General features: G+C 58.4%; 16 protein-coding genes. All 16 read right to left on the reverse strand.

Annotated features, from left to right (window positions below; translation table 11 throughout):
• Window positions 1–79: 79 nt before the first annotated feature.
• The 16 genes from ASD60_RS23330 to tsf all read right to left on the reverse strand — a co-directional run bounded on the left by ASD60_RS23330 (window position 80) and on the right by tsf (window position 18,468).
• Window positions 80–1,027: an acetyl-CoA carboxylase carboxyltransferase subunit alpha gene (locus tag ASD60_RS23330; RefSeq protein WP_056856237.1), complete on the reverse strand. Its 948-nt coding sequence runs from the start codon at window positions 1,025–1,027 to the stop codon at window positions 80–82.
• Between the two features lie 139 nt (window positions 1,028–1,166).
• The gene (gene dnaE / locus ASD60_RS23335) at window positions 1,167–4,688 is read right to left on the reverse strand and encodes a DNA polymerase III subunit alpha (RefSeq protein WP_056856238.1); all 3,522 of its coding nucleotides are present in this window, start codon (window positions 4,686–4,688) and stop codon (window positions 1,167–1,169) included.
• A 77-nt stretch (window positions 4,689–4,765) separates the two neighbouring features.
• Window positions 4,766–5,392 carry a ribonuclease HII gene (gene rnhB, locus ASD60_RS23340; protein WP_056856239.1) on the reverse strand — a complete coding sequence of 209 codons (627 nt, stop codon included), beginning with the start codon at window positions 5,390–5,392 and terminating at the stop codon, window positions 4,766–4,768.
• 11 nt (window positions 5,393–5,403) lie between these two features.
• Window positions 5,404–6,534, reverse strand: coding sequence for a lipid-A-disaccharide synthase (lpxB, locus tag ASD60_RS23345; protein WP_056856240.1), 1,131 nt, complete (start codon window positions 6,532–6,534; stop codon window positions 5,404–5,406).
• 2 nt (window positions 6,535–6,536) lie between these two features.
• The gene (lpxA, locus tag ASD60_RS23350) at window positions 6,537–7,313 is read right to left on the reverse strand and encodes an acyl-ACP--UDP-N-acetylglucosamine O-acyltransferase (RefSeq protein WP_056856241.1); all 777 of its coding nucleotides are present in this window, start codon (window positions 7,311–7,313) and stop codon (window positions 6,537–6,539) included.
• On the reverse strand, window positions 7,310–7,750 hold the full coding sequence (gene fabZ, locus ASD60_RS23355; RefSeq protein ID WP_007907157.1) for a 3-hydroxyacyl-ACP dehydratase FabZ: 441 nt from the start codon (window positions 7,748–7,750) through the stop codon (window positions 7,310–7,312). The genes lpxA and fabZ overlap by 4 nt, the downstream gene beginning before the upstream one ends.
• A 108-nt stretch (window positions 7,751–7,858) precedes the next feature.
• Window positions 7,859–8,914 (reverse strand): UDP-3-O-(3-hydroxymyristoyl)glucosamine N-acyltransferase, encoded by a 1,056-nt coding sequence (gene lpxD / locus ASD60_RS23360; RefSeq protein WP_056856242.1) that lies wholly within the window; start codon window positions 8,912–8,914, stop codon window positions 7,859–7,861.
• A gap of 3 nt (window positions 8,915–8,917) precedes the next feature.
• A complete protein-coding gene (locus ASD60_RS23365) occupies window positions 8,918–9,421 on the reverse strand; it encodes an OmpH family outer membrane protein (RefSeq protein WP_008057318.1) in 504 nt (167 codons plus the stop codon).
• Window positions 9,422–9,466: 45 nt separating this feature from the next.
• Window positions 9,467–11,854 (reverse strand): outer membrane protein assembly factor BamA, encoded by a 2,388-nt coding sequence (gene bamA, locus ASD60_RS23370; RefSeq protein WP_056856243.1) that lies wholly within the window; start codon window positions 11,852–11,854, stop codon window positions 9,467–9,469.
• A gap of 74 nt (window positions 11,855–11,928) precedes the next feature.
• On the reverse strand, window positions 11,929–13,281 hold the full coding sequence (gene rseP, locus ASD60_RS23375; protein ID WP_056856244.1) for a sigma E protease regulator RseP: 1,353 nt from the start codon (window positions 13,279–13,281) through the stop codon (window positions 11,929–11,931).
• Window positions 13,282–13,334: 53 nt separating this feature from the next.
• A complete protein-coding gene (ispC, locus tag ASD60_RS23380) occupies window positions 13,335–14,525 on the reverse strand; it encodes a 1-deoxy-D-xylulose-5-phosphate reductoisomerase (RefSeq protein WP_056856245.1) in 1,191 nt (396 codons plus the stop codon).
• Window positions 14,522–15,328 carry a phosphatidate cytidylyltransferase gene (locus tag ASD60_RS23385; protein WP_056856246.1) on the reverse strand — a complete coding sequence of 269 codons (807 nt, stop codon included), beginning with the start codon at window positions 15,326–15,328 and terminating at the stop codon, window positions 14,522–14,524. Before ASD60_RS23385 ends, ispC begins: the two co-directional genes overlap by 4 nt.
• On the reverse strand, window positions 15,328–16,083 hold the full coding sequence (uppS, locus tag ASD60_RS23390; protein WP_056856247.1) for a polyprenyl diphosphate synthase: 756 nt from the start codon (window positions 16,081–16,083) through the stop codon (window positions 15,328–15,330). Before uppS ends, ASD60_RS23385 begins: the two co-directional genes overlap by 1 nt.
• Window positions 16,084–16,096: 13 nt before the next feature.
• Window positions 16,097–16,654, reverse strand: a complete 558-nt coding sequence (gene frr, locus ASD60_RS23395) for a ribosome recycling factor (RefSeq protein ID WP_008000041.1) — start codon at window positions 16,652–16,654, stop codon at window positions 16,097–16,099.
• Window positions 16,651–17,394 (reverse strand): UMP kinase, encoded by a 744-nt coding sequence (gene pyrH / locus ASD60_RS23400; protein WP_003198235.1) that lies wholly within the window; start codon window positions 17,392–17,394, stop codon window positions 16,651–16,653. The genes frr and pyrH overlap by 4 nt, the downstream gene beginning before the upstream one ends.
• 210 nt (window positions 17,395–17,604) lie before the next feature.
• Entirely contained in the window at window positions 17,605–18,468 is an 864-nt protein-coding gene (gene tsf, locus ASD60_RS23405; protein ID WP_056856248.1) for a translation elongation factor Ts, read from the reverse strand.
• Window positions 18,469–18,607: the final 139 nt, after the last annotated feature.

Below are 18,607 nucleotides of genomic sequence, written 5' to 3' on the forward strand. Positions count from 1 at the left end.
AGAACAGCCAACAGATTTGTTGAATGTTAAACCCTTATCGCGAGCAGGCTCGCTCCCACATGGGTACAGCGTGATCTGATTACAGACCGTAGCTCATCAGGCGCTCGTAACGACGGTCGAGCAGCGCCTTGTGATCAAGCTTCTTGAGCATTGCCAGTTGCGAGCTCAGCTCGGCACGGATCGAAGCAGCCGCAGCGGCCGGATCACGGTGTGCGCCACCCAGAGGCTCGCCAATCACCTTGTCGACGATACCCAGGCCTTTGAGACGCTCGGCGGTGATGCCCATCGCTTCGGCGGCATCCGGCGCTTTCTCGGCGGTTTTCCACAGAATCGAAGCGCAACCTTCCGGCGAAATCACCGCGTAGGTCGAGTACTGCAGCATGTTCAGTTGATCGCACACGCCGATGGCCAGCGCGCCACCGGAACCACCTTCACCGATGACGGTAGCGATGATCGGGGTTTTCAGGCGCGCCATGACGCGCAGGTTCCAGGCGATCGCTTCGCTCTGGTTGCGCTCTTCAGCGTCGATGCCCGGGTAGGCACCCGGGGTGTCGATGAAGGTCAGGATCGGCATCTTGAAGCGTTCGGCCATCTCCATCAGGCGGCAAGCCTTGCGGTAGCCTTCCGGACGCGGCATACCGAAGTTGCGGCGAACCTTCTCGCGCACTTCACGGCCTTTCTGGTGGCCGATGATCATCACCGGCTGGTCGTCCAGACGAGCGATACCGCCGACGATGGCAGCGTCGTCGGAGAAGTGGCGGTCACCGTGCAACTCGTCGAACTCGGTGAAGATGTGTTCAATGTAGTCCAGGGTGTAAGGACGTTTCGGGTGACGCGCCAGACGAGCGATCTGCCAGCTGGTCAGCTTGCCAAAGATATCTTCGGTCAGCGTCTTGCTCTTGTCCTGCAGGCGGGAGATCTCATCGCCGATATTCAGCGAATTGTCATTACCGACCAAGCGCAACTCTTCGATCTTGGCTTGCAGGTCGGCGATCGGCTGTTCGAAATCTAGAAAATTCGGGTTCATAGGCGTCCGTCTTGGGTCGAGTCCCAAGTGATCTTGGGCCGGCCGGTTGTCTATTCGCGCCCTACCTTAAGGGAGAGGCGCGCTGAGGTCGAGATTAAAAATTCAGGTTGCGGGCAGGCGTTCTGATATTACCTGCCGGTCAACGGTATTGGAGGAAGACGTTGTCTCGCCCGAACTGGTCACGCAGGGCTTGAATCAACGCATCCGCCGGATCGATTCGCCAGCCTTCGCCGAACTGCAGCAAGGCCTTCGCATCGGGACTGGTGTAGTCCATGGTGATCGGGCACGCGCCGCGGTGACGTTTGAGCAGTTCACCCAGCCAGCGTAGCTGATCGCCCTTGAGATCCTTGGCGTGCAGTTTCAAACGCAGGCTCTCGGCCAGGTTGGTGCGCGCATCTTCCATGCTCATCACCCGCTTGACCCGCAGCTTCAGGCCACCGGAGAAGTCGTCGTTGCTGACCTCGCCTTCGACCACCACCATCGCGTCGGTCTGCAACAGCGACTGTGCAGCATGGAACGCCTCGGAAAACAGCGAGGCTTCAATCCGGCCGGAGCGGTCGTCGAGGGTGATGAAGCCCATCTTGTCGCCCTTTTTGTTTTTCATCACCCGCAAGGCGATGATCATCCCGGCGACGGTCTGGGTGTCGCGCGCCGGCTTCAGATCGATGATGCGCTGGCGGGCGAAACGGCGGATTTCACCTTCGTATTCGTCGATCGGGTGGCCGGTCAGGTACAGGCCGAGGGTGTCTTTCTCCCCTTTCAGGCGTTCCTTGAGAGTCAGCTCTTTGGCCTTGCGATGGTTGGCGTAGACGTCAGCGTCTGCCTCGACAAACAGACCGCCAAACAGGTCGGAGTGACCGCTGTCCTGAGTGCGTGCGGTTTGCTCGGCGGCCTTGATCGCTTCTTCCATGGCCGTCAACAGCACCGCACGATTGCGGTCGATATTGGCCTGATAGGCTTTCTGTTCATCATGGAAATACGGGCCAAGACGATCCAGCGCACCGCTGCGAATCAAGCCGTCGAGGGTACGCTTGTTGATGCGCTTGAGGTCAACCCGGGCGCAGAAGTCGAACAGGTCCTTGAACGGGCCGTGCTGACGCGCTTCGGTAATCGCCTCCACCGGGCCTTCACCCACACCCTTGATCGCGCCGAGACCGTAAATGATCCGGCCTTCGTCGTTCACCGTGAACTTGAACTCCGAGGTGTTCACATCCGGCGCATCGAGGCGCAGCTTCATCGTGCGCACTTCTTCGATCAAGGTCACGACCTTGTCGGTGTTGTGCATGTCCGCCGAAAGTACCGCGGCCATGAATGGCGCCGGGTAATGCGCTTTCAGCCACGCGGTCTGGTACGACACCAGGCCGTAGGCGGCGGAGTGGGATTTGTTGAAGCCGTAACCGGCGAATTTTTCTACCAGGTCGAAAATGTTACCGGCGAGGTCCGCATCGATGTTGTTGGTCGCACAACCTTCAATGAAGCCGCCACGCTGCTTGGCCATTTCCTCGGGCTTTTTCTTACCCATGGCTCGACGCAGCATGTCCGCGCCGCCAAGGGTGTAGCCGGCCATGACCTGGGCGATCTGCATCACCTGTTCCTGATACAGGATGATGCCGTAAGTCGGCGCCAATACCGGCTTCAGACCTTCGTACTGGTAGTCCGAGTGCGGGTACGCCAGTTCGGCGCGACCGTGTTTACGGTTGATGAAGTCGTCCACCATGCCCGATTGCAGCGGGCCAGGACGGAACAACGCTACCAGTGCAATCAAGTCTTCCAGGCAGTCGGGCTTGAGCTTTTTGATCAGCTCTTTCATGCCGCGCGATTCAAGCTGGAACACGGCCGTGGTTTCGGCTTTTTGCAGCAGCGTGTAGGTCGGCTTGTCGTCCAGCGGGATGAACGCGATATCCAGCGGCGGTTCGTTGACCTTGGCGCGGTCGCGGTTGATGGTTTTCAACGCCCAGTCGATGATCGTCAGGGTCCGCAGGCCGAGGAAGTCGAACTTCACCAGGCCGGCGGCTTCCACGTCGTCCTTGTCGAACTGGGTCACCAGGCCGTCACCGGCCTCGTCGCAATAGATCGGCGAAAAGTCGGTCAGTTTGGTCGGCGCGATTACCACACCACCGGCGTGCTTGCCGACGTTACGCACAACGCCTTCGAGCTTGCGCGCCATTTCCCAGATTTCCGCCGCTTCTTCATCGACCTTGATGAAGTCGCGCAGGATTTCTTCCTGTTCGTAGGCTTTTTCCAGGGTCATGCCGACTTCGAACGGAATCATCTTCGACAGACGATCCGCCAGGCCATAGGACTTGCCCTGCACCCGCGCCACGTCGCGGACCACCGCTTTGGCCGCCATGGAACCGAAGGTGATGATCTGACTTACCGCGTTGCGGCCGTACTTCTCGGCGACGTAGTCGATCACCCGGTCGCGACCGTCCATGCAGAAGTCGACGTCGAAGTCGGGCATGGAAACCCGTTCCGGGTTAAGGAAACGTTCGAACAGCAGGTCATATTCCAGTGGGTCGAGGTCGGTGATCTTCTGCACGTAGGCCACCAGCGACCCGGCACCCGACCCCCGGCCAGGCCCTACCGGCACGCCGTTGTTCTTGGCCCACTGGATAAAGTCCATCACGATCAGGAAGTAACCGGGGAACCCCATCTGGATGATGATATCCAGCTCGAAATTCAGCCGATCGACATAGACCTGGCGTTTGGCTTCGTAGTCTTCGGTGGTGTCCTTGGGCAGCAGGACGGCGAGCCGTTCCTCCAGACCATCGAAGGACACCTTGCGGAAATACTCATCGATGGTCATGCCATCGGGGATCGGGAAGTTGGGCAGGAAGTGCGTGCCCAGCTTCACTTCGATATTGCAGCGCTTGGCGATCTCGACGGTGTTTTCCAGCGCTTCGGGAAGGTCGCTGAACAGCTCGGCCATTTCCTCGGCGCTTTTGAGGTATTGCTGATCGCTGTAGTTCTTCGAGCGCCGCGGATCGTCCAGGGCGCGGCCCTCACCGATACAGACGCGGGTTTCGTGGGCAGCGAAGTCTTCCTGCTTGATAAAGCGCACATCGTTGGTCGCCACCAGTGGCGCACCGATCTTCTCGGCCAGGGCGACGGCGCCGTGCAGTTGCTCTTCGTCATTCGGCCGATTGGTGCGCTGGATTTCCAGATAGAAGCGATCCGGGAATACCGCCATCCACTCCCGCGCCAGGGCTTCAGCTTCGTCGGGGTTGCCACTGAGCATGGCCTGGCCGATTTCGCCTTCCTTGGCCGCCGACAGCATGATCAGGCCTTCGCTGGCCTCGGCTACCCACTCACGCTCGACAATGACCGAGCCATTGCGCTGTCCCTCGATAAAGCCACGGGAGATCAACTCGGTCAGGTTGCGATAGCCCACGGCGTTCATCACCAGCAGGCTGATCCGGCTCAGAGCATTGTCCGGATCCTTGTTCGACAGCCACAGGTCGGCGCCGCAGATCGGCTTGATCCCGGCACCCATGGCATTTTTATAGAATTTGACCAGGGAACACATGTTGTTCTGGTCGGTGACCGCAACGGCGGGCATGTTCATGCCGACCAGGGTCTTGACCAGCGGTTTGATCCGTACCAGACCGTCGACCAGGGAGTATTCAGTGTGCAGGCGTAGGTGAACGAATGAAGCCGGCATAGTGATCCTGTCTGTGAACATGAAAACAACAAGGCCCGGATTGTACCGGGCCTTGGTAAAAAAAATCAGCCTTGCGACTAGCTCTCTATGACGATTTCCAACGCCTCATACGCCATACGCACCGGAGCGAACGAACGCCGGTGAATAGGCGTAGGCCCCAAGCGTGCCAGCGCTTCCAGATGAACGGGTGTCGGGTAGCCTTTGTGGCCGCCGATGCCATAACCCGGATAGATCAACTCGAATGCACTCATTTCCCGGTCGCGGCTGACCTTGGCCAGAATCGACGCTGCCGCGATGGCCGGCACCTTGCCGTCACCCTGTACCACCGCTTCGGCGCGCATCGGCAGTTTCGGGCAGCGGTTGCCATCGATCATCGCCAGTTTCGGCTGGATATGCAGCCCGGCGACGGCACGCTGCATGGCCAGCATGGTGGCGTGCAGAATATTCAGTTCATCGATTTCTTCGACTTCAGCGCGAGCGATGCACCAGCTCAAGGCTTTTTCGCAGATCTCATCGTAAAGCTTCTCGCGCCGGGCTTCGGTGAGTTTCTTCGAGTCGTTCAGGCCGAGGATCGGCCGATTCGGATCGAGAATCACGGCAGCCGTGACCACCGCACCACAGAGCGGACCTCGGCCGACTTCGTCGACACCGGCTACCAGTTCTTCAGCTTCCGCGACCAAGGAGAAATCCAGCCCCATCTGCATGCTTGTCTTACTCATTGTACTTCGCCGATCAGTTTGAGCACGGCATCCGCCGCCTGGTTGGAGGCATCCAGACGAAGGGTCCGGTGAATTTCATCGAAACCACGGGTCTGCTCTTCGCCACCCTCGATCAGCGGCGACAAGGTCTGGGCCAGGGCTTCGACGGTCGCGTCGTCCTGCAGCAGCTCGGGCACCAGCAAACGCTGGGCCAGCAGGTTCGGCAGGGAAACGTAGGGGCTTTTCACCATGCGCTTGAGAATCCAGAACGTCAGCGGTGCCAGGCGGTAAGCCACCACCATCGGCCGCTTGTACAGCAAGGCTTCAAGGGTCGCGGTTCCGGAAGCGATCAATACCGCATCGCAGGCGGCCAGGGCCAGATGCGACTTGCCGTCGAGCAAGGTCAGTGGCAGATCGCGGCCAGCCAACAGCTCTTCAAGCTGCGCCCGGCGTTGGGGGTTGGCGCAAGGTACGACGAATCGCACGCCCGGACGCAGCGCCCTCAGGCGTTGTGCCGTGTCCAGAAACAACGCACCAAGACGCCCCACTTCGCCGCCACGACTGCCGGGCATCAGGGCAACCAACGGCCCGTCAGGCAAGCCAAGCTCGGCCCGCGCAGCAGCGCGGTCGGCTTCGAGCGGAATGGCATCGGCCAACGTGTGCCCGACGAACCGCACCGGCACGCCCTTCTCTTCGTAGAATTTGGCCTCAAACGGAAACAGCGTCAGCATCAGATCGCAGCCTTCGCGAATCTTCAGCACCCGCTTCTGTCGCCAGGCCCATACCGACGGGCTGACGTAGTGCACGGTCTTGATCCCGGCCTGACGCAACTTGAGTTCGATATTGAGGTTGAAGTCCGGCGCATCGATACCGATGAACACGTCCGGCTTCGCAGCGATCAAGTCGGTGACCAGCTTCTTGCGACGTGCCAGCAACTCGCGCAACCGACCCAGGACTTCCACCAGCCCCATCACCGAAAGGCGTTCCATCGGGAAATACGAGGTCAGGCCTTCGGCCTGCATCAGTGGACCACCCACACCGATGAACTCGACCGCCGGGTGACGAGCCTTGAGCGCACGCATCAGACCCGCGCCAAGAATGTCACCGGAAGCCTCACCCGCTACCAGCGCAATACGCAGATTGGCCATGGTTAGCGGGTGATGCCGCGGGTAGACGACTGGATGGAGTCTCGGAACACCGCGACTTCCGGGAACTGGATCGAAGGCTCGGCCAGTTCGGCGAGCGCCTGCTCAACCGTCAGTCCCTGGCGGTAAACCACCTTGTAGGCCCGACGCAGCGCATGGATTGCGTCTTCGCTGAAACCGCGACGGCGCATGCCTTCGAAGTTCATGCTGCGAGCTTCGGCCGGGTTGCCGAATACCGTGACATACGCTGGAACGTCCTTGCCGATGGCCGTGCCCATGCCGGAAAAGCTGTGGGCGCCAATGTGGCAATACTGGTGGACCAGGGTAAATCCGGACAGGATTGCCCAGTCTTCAACGTGCACGTGGCCAGCCAGCGCTGTGTTGTTGACCAGAATGCAATGGTTGCCGATGACGCTGTCGTGACCGATATGTGCATAGGCCATGATCAGGTTGTGATCGCCCAGGGTGGTTTCCGAACGATCCTGAATGGTCCCACGGTGAATCGTCACGCCTTCGCGGATGACGTTGTGGTCACCGATCACCAGACGGGTTTCTTCGCCTTTGTATTTCAGATCAGGCGTGTCCTCACCTACCGAAGAAAACTGGTAGATGCGGTTGTGCTTGCCGATTCGGGTCGGGCCTTTGAGAATCACGTGCGGCCCGATCACTGTCCCCTCGCCGATTTCCACACCTGCGCCGACGATCGACCAAGGGCCGACCTCGACACCGTCGGCCAGAACAGCCGTCGGATCGATGATTGCGCGAGGGTCAATCAAACTCATAGTTTGCGTTCCGCACAGATGATTTCAGCCGAGCAGACCGGCTTGCCGTCGACCGAAGCCTGGCATTCGAATTTCCAGATCTGACGCTTGCAGCTCAGGAACTTGGCTTCGAGGATCAACTGATCACCCGGCAGCACAGGCTGGCGGAAACGCAGCTTGTCGGAACCGACGAAGTAGTAAAGCGTGCCATCGGCCGGCTTCACGTCGAGCATTTTGAAACCAAGGATCCCGGCAGCCTGAGCCATCGCTTCGATGATCAGAACGCCCGGCATGATTGGATGCGCAGGGAAGTGACCGTTGAAGAAAGGTTCGTTGATGCTGACATTCTTGTAGGCGCGAATGCGCTTGCCTTCCACATCCAGATCCACGACCCGGTCCACCAGCAGGAACGGGTAACGGTGAGGCAGGTATTCGCGAATCTCGTTGATGTCCATCATTTCGGGGGGAAGCCTATGTAAAGATTGGGAGCGCGCGATTGACGCACACTCCTCTAGCAAATCAAGGACGCAGTCTAGCGGCTGTGTACACTTGATATGGAAATGGTATCAGCCATCTGATGAAGCATTACCGCCAGGGGTCACTTCCCCTGCTTGCTTTTCCAGCTGTCGCAAACGTCGCGCGATGTCATCGAGCTGACGCAGGCGTGCCGCGCTTTTGCGCCATTCGGCTGCTGGCTGCATCGCCGTACCGGATGAATAGGCGCCCGGCTCGGTGATCGAGTGGGTCACCATGGTCATGCCAGTGATGAATACGTTGTCGCAAATATCGATATGCCCCACCAGCCCTACGCCACCGGCAAGCATGCAGTGCTTGCCGATCTTGGTGCTGCCGGAAATCCCCACACAGGCGGCCATCGCGGTGTGATCACCGACCTGAACGTTGTGGGCGATCTGAATCTGGTTGTCGAGCTTTACCCCGTTACCAATGATGGTATCGGCCAGCGCGCCACGGTCGATAGCGGTATTTACGCCGATTTCCACGTCATCGCCGATCAGGACGCCACCAATCTGGGCGATTTTCTGCCAAATGCCTTTTTCGTTGGCAAAACCGAAGCCTTCACCACCGAGTACGGCACCAGACTGAATCACTACCCGCTTGCCGATGCGCACGTCGTGATACAAGGTCACGCGCGGAGCCAGCCAGCCACCTTCGTCGATCACGCTACGAGCACCAATAAAGCAGTGCGCGCCAACGGTGGTACCGGCAGCAATTTGCGCGCCGCTTTCGATCACGGCAAATGCACCGATACTCGCCGCCGGGTCAACCACCGCATCCGCCGCAATCATCGCTGTTGGATGAATACCGGTTGCAGCCTTGGGCTTGGGGTCGAACAAGTGCGAAATACGCGCGTAGGCTGCATACGGATCAGGCACCACCAGTGCATTACCGGAAAACCCTTCGGCGTCGGCGGCTTTCAGCAACAGCGCTGCAGCCTGGCTGCCTGCCAGGTATTTACGGTACTGGGGGTTTGCGAGAAAGCTCAACTGAGTTGGGCCAGCCTCCTGCAAAGTGGCTAGCCCAGTGATTTCTTTCTCCGGATCGCCACGCAGTGTGGCGCCGAGGAACTCGGCCAATTGGCCGAGCTTAATAGTCGCGGTCATGGATTACTTCAGCTGATTCATGCGCTCGATAACCTGGCGCGTGATGTCGTACTGAGGCTTGACATCAATCACGGCGCCACGCTCGAAGACCAGGTCAAAAGCACCTTTCTTGATGACTTCTTCCACTGCGCTATCGAGTTTCGGCTTGAGCTGCTTCAGCATTTCACGGTCGGCAACAGCCTTGGCTTCGTTCAGCTCCTTGGACTGGAACTGGAAGTCACGAGCCTTTTGCTTGAATTCAAGCTCCAGACGCTCACGCTCGCCTTGCTGCATTTTGTCGCCACCGGCCATCAGACGATCCTGAATACCCTTGGCGCTGCTTTCCAGAGTTTTGAGCTTGCTCAGCTGGGGACCGAACTTTTTCTCGGCATCCACGGCGTACTTCTTGGCCGCATCGGATTCCAGCAGGGCCATCTGATAGTTCAGAACGGCGATTTTCATGTCGGCAAATGCCGGGCCTGCTACCAGTACGGAAGCCAGGAGAACCAATTGAGTCAACTTACGCACGATGCACTCCTACAAAATCCATTGTCGTTATCTTGGGGCAGACGCTTAGAACGTCTGACCGAGGGAGAATTGGAACACTTGAGTTTCAGCTTCATCCGGTTTCTTGACTGGCATGGCCAACGCGAAACTCAAAGGACCCAGTGCGGTGACCCATGTCACACCTACACCAACGGAACTGGCCAAATTACTCAGGCTGATATCGTTGCACTTGGTATTGGACTTCGTGCCATCCGCGTTTGTGGTATCCGAGCAGGACGAATCGAATACGTTACCGACATCCCAGAATACCGAAGTGCGCAGGGAACGCTGATCCTTGACGAACGGCAGCGGGAACAGAACTTCCACACCACCCTGGATCAGGACATTACCACCAAACGGCAGCGGGTCCTGGTCCGGGTCAAATTGAGTACCAGCGTTACCGGTAATGGCCTGACCGCGGCTCGGGGTACTGCGAGGACCCAAAGTGCTGTCCTTGAAGCCACGAACCGAGTTGAAACCACCAGCATAGTAGTTTTCATAGAATGGCAAGCCGTCGGTCGAACCGTAACCATCGCCATAACCCAGTTCGGTATGCAGGCGCATGGTGTAGTTCTCGCTCAATGGCTGGAACAGTTGGCCACGGTAGTCGAGCTTGAAGAACGACAGATCGCTGCCCGGTGTTGTGGTTTCCAGTACCAGGCTCTGGGAATGGCCACGTGTCGCCAGTACGCCTTTGTTCAACGTGGACTCGGACCAACCGGCCGAAGCCTTGAAGTTCAGGTACTTGTCGCCTTCCTGCTCAACGAAGTCGAAGATCTCGTCAACGGTGTAGACACCGGTCTTGATTTCGTCCTGTTGAGCCGTCAGACCGAAGGTCAGACGCGAAGTCTCGCTGATCGGGTAGCCGACGCTGACGCCCGCGCCCAGGCTGTCTACGGAGTAGCTGGCCACGTCGACGTCGAGGTCGTCGTAGTCGGTGGTGCGATAGAAAGCGTTGTAACCCAGGCTTACACCATCAGCAGTCCAGTAGGGGTCGACATAACCGAAGTTATAGCGGCTCTGGTATTCGCTGCGGGTCAAGCCGATGCTGACCTTGTTACCGGTACCGAGGAAGTTGTTCTGGGTGATCGAACCACCGAGGATCAGGCCCGCGCTCTGGGCGAAACCGACGCTGGCGGTAATCGAACCGGAAGCTTGCTCTTCCACACTGTAGTTGACGTCGACCTGGTCATCGACACCCGGCACAGCCGGCGTCTCGACGTTGACTTCCTTGAAGAAGCCCAGACGTTCCAGACGGGTCTTGGACTGGTCGATCAGATAGGTCGACGCCCAGCCACCTTCCATCTGACGCATTTCACGACGCAGCACTTCGTCTTCGGACTTGGTGTTGCCGCGGAAGTTGATGCGGTTCACGTAGGCACGCTTGCCCGGATCGACCGCGAAGGTGATGTCTACGGTGTGGTCTTCATCGTGAGGCTGTGGCACGCCGTTGACGTTGGCGAAGGTATAGCCTTCGTTACCCAGTCGACGGGTGATCAGTTCGGAAGTGGTGGTCATCAGCTTGCGCGAGAATACCTGGCCTTTCTGTACCAGCAGCAGGGACTTGACCTGGTCTTCCGGCACCTTCAGATCGCCGCTCAGTTTCACATCACGAACGGTGTACTTGTCGCCTTCGTTGATGTTGACGGTGATGTAGACGTGTTTCTTGTCCGGCGTAATAGACACCTGGGTCGAAGCGATATCCATGTTGATATAGCCACGGTCCAGGTAGTAGGAACGCAGACGTTCCAGGTCACCGGAAAGCTTTTCACGGGCGTACTTGTCATCGTTCTTGAAGAACGACAGCCAGTTGGTGGTCTTGAGTTCGAACAGGTCGATCAGGTCTTCGTCAGGGAAGACGGTGTTGCCCACCACGTTGATGTGCTGGATCGCCGCAACGGTGCCTTCGTTGATGTTGACCTTCAGGCCGACGCGGTTACGCGGCTGCGGCACCACTTCGGTGTCGACGGTAGCGGAATAGCGGCCCTGAGCGACGTACTGGCGCTGCAGTTCATTACGCACGCCTTCGAGGGTGGCACGCTGGAAGATTTCGCCTTCGGCCAGACCGGACTGCTTCAGGCCCTTCATCAGGTCTTCAGTGGAGATCGCCTTGTTACCTTCGATCTCGATACTGGCAACCGACGGACGCTCGACTACCGTAATGACAAGGACGTTGCCATCGCGGCCCAGCTGGATATCTTGAAAGAACCCGGTTTTGAACAGCGCACGAGTGGATTCCACCAGGCGACGATCATCCGCCTGTTCACCGACGTTCAACGGCAAAGCACCAAAGACGCTACCCGCGGAGACCCGCTGGAGGCCATTGACGCGAATATCAGAGATAGTGAAGGACTCGGCGTGAACTTCGGCGATCATCAATACGGTGAGAACCGCAGTTAGCAGCAGACGTTTCATGAAGTCCTTTCTTATTCCAACTGGCAATAAACAAACTGCCGCAAAATGCGGCAGATTCGCAATTCAGCGAAGTGTTACAGACGACCCAGATCATTGACCAGAGCAAGCAACATCACTCCGACCACCAAACTGATACCGATCTGTATCCCCCAACCTTGCACCCGATCCGACAAGGGACGACCACGCGCCCACTCGATCAGATAAAACAACAAATGCCCCCCATCCAGCACAGGAATGGGCAGCAAATTCAGAACCCCCAGGCTAATACTCAGATAAGCAAGGAAATTCAGGAAATCAGCAACACCCGACTGGGCCGAAGCGCCCGCCACTTTAGCAATGGTTATCGGTCCACTCAAGTTTTTTACCGAGAGCTCACCGAACAACATTTTCTTCAGTGAATCGAGAGTCAGCAGGCTCATGGTCCAGGTGCGTTTGGCCCCTTCGCCAATTGCGGCCAGAGGCCCGTAACTAACCTCGCGGATCATTTCCGGCGGCCAGTCGACCGCTTTCACCCCAGCCCCAAGATAGCCACTGGGCGCCTTGCTCTCGCCGCGGGCAGCGAGCGTCACCGGGACGTCGATTTGAGCACCATCGCGCTCAACCCGCAGCATGATTTTGGTATCAGGACGCAAACGCACGGTGTCGACCACCTGTTGCCAGTCGTCCAGCGACTTGCCATCGAGCGCCAGCAAGCGGTCACCCATTTTCAGCCCGGCGGCCTGCGCCGGACCTTTCGGATCCAGTTCAGCCAGGACCGGCGGCAGTGCCGGACGCCACGGACGAATCCCCAGCGAACGGATCGGATCCGGTTCATCAGCACCCTTGAGCCATTTGTCCAAAGCCAGCTCACGAGGCGAATCCATCGAAGAGCCCTGATCGCGAACCAGCACTTGCAATGAACCGCTCTCCCCAAGGCGACGGACCAATTGCAAATTCACCGCCGCCCAACCGGAGGTCGGTTCGCCGTCGATGGAAATGATCTCCTGGCCAGCAGTCAAGCCCGCCCTGGCGGCGATACTGCCGGACTCCACGGCGCCGATGACCGGGCGCACCTGCTCGCTGCCGAGCATGGCCAACACCCAGAAAAACACTAACGCCAACAGAAAGTTGGCAATAGGGCCGGCCGCCACGATAGCAATACGCTGGCGAACCGACTTGCGATTGAAGGATTGATCGACCTGATCAGCCGGAACCTCGCCCTCACGCTCATCGAGCATTTTTACGTAGCCACCCAGCGGGATGGCAGCCACCACGAACTCGGTGCCTTGCTTGTCGTGCCAGCGCAGGAGCGGCATGCCGAAGCCTACGGAGAAACGCAGCACTTTGACCCCGCAGCGACGCGCGACCCAGAAATGGCCGAACTCGTGGAAGGTAACCAGCACACCCAAAGCCACCAGGGTGCCGACAATCATATAGAGCGCGCTCATCTACTTTCTCCGCATTCCTATCCGGTGCCGCATGGGCCAACGCGTTGCAGCACTCACCGCCCGTGACGACTCAACCACTGTTCAGCCAGCAGACGCGCTTTCGCATCCGCCGTGAACACTGCCTCAAGATCATCGACTGCCACTACAGGCTCAAGATTCAAGGTTTCTTCGATGATACTCGCGATTTCCGGGTAACGAACCCGTCCGTCGAGAAACGCGGCCACAGCTACCTCATTCGCAGCATTGAGCATCGCCGGAGCACTGTTGCCCGCCTCTGCCGCCAGCCGCGCCAGACGCAGGCAAGGGAAGCGCTCTTCGTCCGGCGCCTGGAAATCCAGGCGCGCGATGGCAAACAAGTCCAGCGGCGGCACCCCTGAATCGATCCGCTCCGGCCAGGCCAGCGCGTTGGCGATCGGCGTGCGCATGTCCGGGTTACCCAATTGCGCCAAAACCGAACCATCGATGTAGTCGACCAGCGAATGAATCACGCTTTGCGGGTGAATCACCACCTCGACCTGGGATGGCTTGGCATCGAACAGCCAACAGGCCTCGATCAGCTCAAGCCCCTTGTTCATCATGCTGGCCGAATCGACCGAAATCTTGCGCCCCATCGACCAGTTAGGGTGGGCGCACGCTTGCTCAGGTGAAACATGCGCCAACTCAGCCATGGGCGTCTGTCGGAACGGACCACCGGAGGCCGTCAGTAAAATCCGACGTACACCGACCGAGCTCAGACCCCGTGCAAAATCCACTGGCATGCATTGGAATATCGCATTGTGCTCACTGTCGATCGGCAGCAATACCGAGCCACTTTTACGCACCGCCTGCATGAATAACGCACCGGACATGACCAGCGCTTCTTTGTTGGCGAGGAGAATCTTCTTGCCTGCCTCGACCGCTGCCAGCGTCGGGCGCAGCCCTGCCGCACCGACAATGGCCGCCATGACTGCATCCACTTCAGGATCGGCAGCCACCTGACACAAGCCTTCCTCCCCCACCAGCACCCGGGTCGACAGGCCTGCCGCACGCAAATCATCCTGCAAGCTGCGTGCAGCGCCAGCTTCCGGCACAACAGCAAATCGAGGCGTATGCCGCACGCACAATGCCAGCAATTCACTCAAACGAGTGAATCCGCTCAGGGCATAGGCTTGATAGCGCTCGGGATGGCGAGCGATGACGTCGAGGGTGCTCAAACCGATCGAGCCGGTCGACCCCAGAACCGTAATCTGCTGGGGACGGCTCATGGTGCCGCCATCCACAACAGCACGGCGAATACGGGAATGGCTGCCGTCAGGCTGTCAATCCGGTCCAGCACGCCGCCATGCCCCGGCAGCAGATTGCTGCTGTCCTTGATCCCGGATTGGCGCTTGAACATGCTTTCGGTCAGATCGCCCACAACCGAAATAAACACAATCACAGCAGCGCAGATCAGGCCCTTGAACAGTTCAGCTACGGTCCAGTCACGCACAAAGCCGACAATCACGGTGATGACCAGACTCAAGGCCAGGCCGCCATAGACACCTTCCCAACTCTTGCCAGGACTGACCTGCGGTGCCAGCTTGCGCTTGCCGAAAGCCCGGCCGGAAAAGTAGGCGCCGATATCAGCCCCCCAGACCAGCACCATCACCGCCATGATCAGCCAGTTGCCCAAAGGCTGCTGCTTGATCTGAACCAGGCCTTGCCAGGCCGGCAGCAGGATCAGCAGGCCGATCACCAGCTTGCAGGCCGCGCTGGCCCAATGCTCGCTGGAGCGCGGGTACGTCAGCACCAGATAGGTTGCAACGCCCCACCACAGTACCGAAGCCCCCAGCACCCAAGGTGCAAGCCCGGGCAGGATGTACATGATAAACAGCATCAACGCGACGACAGCGGCATAGGCAACGCGTGCAGGCTGGGCAGTGAAGCCCGCCAGACGCGCCCACTCCCAGGCACCGAGGGTCACGACCAGCCCGATGAACAGCGCAAAACCGGAGCCTTCGAGCAGGAAAAAACCGCCCAAGGCAATCGGCAGCAGGATCAGCGCGGTGATGATTCGTTGTTTAAGCATTAAACCCGGGCTCCAGCCTCGACCTGCTCGCTCGTTTTACCGAAGCGACGCTGGCGGGATGCGAAATCGGCCAGTGCATTACGCATGGCATCGTGTTTGAAGTCCGGCCAGAACAGGTCGGAGAAATACAACTCGGCGTAAGCCAGCTGCCACAGCAGGAAGTTGCTGATGCGATGCTCGCCACCGGTACGGATGCACAAGTCCGGCAACGGCAGGTCGCCGGTCGCCAGACAGGTTTGCAGCAAATCCGGGGTGATGTCTTCCGGACGCAGGTGCCCGGCCTGGACTTCACGCGCCAGACGCTGGGCGGCCTGCGCGATATCCCACTGACCACCGTAGTTGGCCGCGATCTGCAGGACGAAACGGTTGGCGCCCGCGGTCATGGTTTCGGCTTCACGCATGGCAGCCTGAAGCTCCGGATGAAAGCGCGAACGATCACCGATGATACGCAGGCTGATGTTGTTGTCGTTGAGGCGCTTGGCCTCACGACGCAATGCCTTGAAGAACAGATCCATCAAGGCACTGACCTCATCGGCCGGGCGCTGCCAGTTCTCACTGGAGAACGCAAACAGGGTCAAGACCTCGACCCCCGACTCCGCACATACCTCGATGACCGCACGAACCGCATCGACACCCGCTTTATGCCCGGCGACACCCGGCATAAAGCGTTTTTTCGCCCAGCGATTATTACCATCCATGATGATCGCGACATGGCGCGGCACCGCGGTGGGCGCAATCTGCTTGGTCTTTTCCATGAAAACTCGACCCTTATACGGCCATCAGGTCTTTTTCTTTCTGCGCCAGATCCGCGTCGATTTTAGCCACGAACTTCTTGGTCAGATCATCGATTTCGCCAGTGGCGCGACGTTCTTCGTCTTCGCTGATCTCTTTTTCCTTGACCAGGTCCTTGAGCTGGCTGTTCGCATCACGACGGATGTTGCGCACGGCAACACGGGCGTCTTCTGCAACATCGCGAGCCTGCTTGGTGAAGCCCTTGCGGGTTTCTTCAGTCAGGGCCGGCATGGAGATCAGCAACAACTCACCCAGGTTGGTCGGGTTGAGGTTCAGGCCGGCGCTACCGATTGCCTTGTCCACAGCACCCAGCATGTTGCGCTCGAAGGCAACGACTTGCAGGGTGCGCGCATCTTTGACGGTGATGTTGGCGACTTGCTTGATCGGCGTGTCGGAGCCGTAGTAAGGCACCATCACACCTTCCAGAATGCTTGGGTGCGCCTGGCCGGTACGGATACGGCCGAAGTTGTGCGCCAGCGACTCCACGGATTTCTGCATGCGCTCTTGAGCGTCTTTCTTGATTTCGTTGATCATTGTTGAACTTCCTCGATCAGGGTTCCTTCAGCGCCACCATGTACGATATTAAGCAGGGCGCCGGGTTTGTTCATGTTAAATACGCGCAGCGGCATCTTGTGATCGCGACACAGGCAGATGGCCGTCAGATCCATCACACCCAGCTTGCGATCCAGCACTTCATCGTAGGTCAGATGATCGAACTTCTCGGCGTGCGGGTCTTTGAATGGATCTGCGGTGTACACACCATCGACCTTGGTTGCCTTGAGTACGACATCAGCGTCGATTTCGATTGCGCGCAGGCAGGCAGCCGAATCCGTAGTAAAGAACGGGTTACCAGTACCGGCCGCGAAAATCACGACTTCCTTGGAGTTCAGGTGACGCATGGCTTTGCGGCGATCGTAGTGATCGGTCACACCTACCATGGAAATGGCCGACATCACGATGGCGGAGATATTGGCACGTTCAAGCGCATCGCGCATGGCCAGAGCGTTCATCACAGTGGCCAGCATGCCCATGTGGTCGCCCGTTACCCGATCCATGCCGGCCGCGCTCAGCGCCGCACCGCGGAACAGGTTGCCACCGCCGATCACCAGACCGACCTGCACACCGATGCCGACCAGCTGGCCGACTTCCAGCGCCATGCGATCCAGGACTTTCGGATCGATCCCGAACTCTTCCGAGCCCATCAGGGCCTCGCCGCTAAGTTTGAGTAGAATGCGTTTATAGCGAGCCTGATAACCACTGCCCTGCTGAGCCATTGCGAATCTCTCCTGCGGCGTATTTTAAAAAATTCTTTGCGAGCTGTTTTCAGCTGGCGTTCACTCTAGCTTGGCGCTGCTTCAGCGCCATCGGAACATGGCTTTGTAAGCCAGTTCCAAAGGGAAACCAATAAAAATTGGCAGCCCATCTGAAAAGAGGCTGCGCGCGTGAGCGGGCAGCCTCTTCAGGGCGACAGTTAAAAAACCGTCTTATTGCTTGGCAGCAGCCAGTTGGGCAGCAACTTCTTCTGCGAAGTTGTCCACTGGCTTCTCGATGCCTTCGCCTACTTTGAAGTAGGTGAAGGAAACGATTTCAGCACCGGCTTTCTTGGCCAGCTCGCCAACCTTGATTTCAGGGTTCTTGACGAACGCCTGCTCAACCAGGCTTGCTTCGGCCAGGAACTTGCTGATACGGCCTTTGACCATGTTCTCAACAATGTTTTCTGGCTTGCCTTTGATTTTTTCTTCGTTCAGCTGCAGGAACACAGCCTTTTCACGCTCGATGGCTTCGGCGGAAACTTCCGAAGGCAGCAGGAACTCAGGGTTGCTGGCTGCTACGTGCATAGCGATGTCTTTGGCCAGGTCAACGTCGCCGCCTTTGAGCACAACGACAACACCGATCTTGTTACCGTGCAGGTAACCACCAACAACATCACCCTCAACGCGAACCAGGCGACGGATGTTGACGTTTTCGCCAACTTTGGCCACCAGGGCTTCACGAGCCGATTCCTGAGCGGCGATCAGCGGAGCTGCGTCGGTCAGTTTTTCGGCGAAGGCTTTTTCGACGCTGGCGGCAACGAAGTTCTTGAAGTCGTCTTGCAGGGCCAGGAAGTCGGTCTGCGAGTTCACTTCCAGCAGCACGGCGGACTTGTCGTCAGCCTTGAGGGCGATAGCGCCTTCAGCGGCAACGTTGCCGGCTTTCTTGGCGGCCTTGATGGCGCCCGAAGCACGCATGTCATCAATGGCTTTTTCGATGTCGCCGCCAGCCTTGGTCAAGGCCTTTTTGCAGTCCATCATGCCTTCGCCAGTACGCTCGCGCAGTTCTTTGACCAACGCTGCAGTAATCTCTGCCATTTCAAAATTCCTCTTGGATAGGTTATCAACCATTCCACCCGATCGAACGGGCGTTCAATTCTTCCCGAACCACCCTTGTAAGCTGCTGCACGTTACAAATGCTGTAGCTGCGCCGCCGACAAATGGTTTTCGAGGTGGC

Origin of the sequence: Pseudomonas sp. Root562, from assembly GCF_001427125.1 — a bacterium.
Classification (GTDB): Bacteria; Pseudomonadota; Gammaproteobacteria; order Pseudomonadales; family Pseudomonadaceae; genus Aquipseudomonas.

What these genes read in the sequence shown, in the direction of transcription:
- rseP (WP_056856244.1), bottom strand. Translation starts at nt 13,281, where the DNA reads ATGAGCGCGCTCTATATGATTGTCGGCACCCTGGTGGCTTTGGGTGTG.
- bamA (WP_056856243.1), bottom strand. Translation starts at nt 11,854, where the DNA reads ATGAAACGTCTGCTGCTAACTGCGGTTCTCACCGTATTGATGATCGCC.
- dnaE (WP_056856238.1), bottom strand. Translation starts at nt 4,688, where the DNA reads ATGCCGGCTTCATTCGTTCACCTACGCCTGCACACTGAATACTCCCTG.
- lpxD (WP_056856242.1), bottom strand. Translation starts at nt 8,914, where the DNA reads ATGACCGCGACTATTAAGCTCGGCCAATTGGCCGAGTTCCTCGGCGCC.
- ASD60_RS23330 (WP_056856237.1), bottom strand. Translation starts at nt 1,027, where the DNA reads ATGAACCCGAATTTTCTAGATTTCGAACAGCCGATCGCCGACCTGCAA.
- pyrH (WP_003198235.1), bottom strand. Translation starts at nt 17,394, where the DNA reads ATGGCTCAGCAGGGCAGTGGTTATCAGGCTCGCTATAAACGCATTCTA.
- fabZ (WP_007907157.1), bottom strand. Translation starts at nt 7,750, where the DNA reads ATGATGGACATCAACGAGATTCGCGAATACCTGCCTCACCGTTACCCG.
- uppS (WP_056856247.1), bottom strand. Translation starts at nt 16,083, where the DNA reads ATGGAAAAGACCAAGCAGATTGCGCCCACCGCGGTGCCGCGCCATGTC.
- lpxA (WP_056856241.1), bottom strand. Translation starts at nt 7,313, where the DNA reads ATGAGTTTGATTGACCCTCGCGCAATCATCGATCCGACGGCTGTTCTG.
- tsf (WP_056856248.1), bottom strand. Translation starts at nt 18,468, where the DNA reads ATGGCAGAGATTACTGCAGCGTTGGTCAAAGAACTGCGCGAGCGTACT.
- frr (WP_008000041.1), bottom strand. Translation starts at nt 16,654, where the DNA reads ATGATCAACGAAATCAAGAAAGACGCTCAAGAGCGCATGCAGAAATCC.
- rnhB (WP_056856239.1), bottom strand. Translation starts at nt 5,392, where the DNA reads ATGCAGATGGGGCTGGATTTCTCCTTGGTCGCGGAAGCTGAAGAACTG.
- ispC (WP_056856245.1), bottom strand. Translation starts at nt 14,525, where the DNA reads ATGAGCCGTCCCCAGCAGATTACGGTTCTGGGGTCGACCGGCTCGATC.
- lpxB (WP_056856240.1), bottom strand. Translation starts at nt 6,534, where the DNA reads ATGGCCAATCTGCGTATTGCGCTGGTAGCGGGTGAGGCTTCCGGTGAC.
- ASD60_RS23385 (WP_056856246.1), bottom strand. Translation starts at nt 15,328, where the DNA reads ATGCTTAAACAACGAATCATCACCGCGCTGATCCTGCTGCCGATTGCC.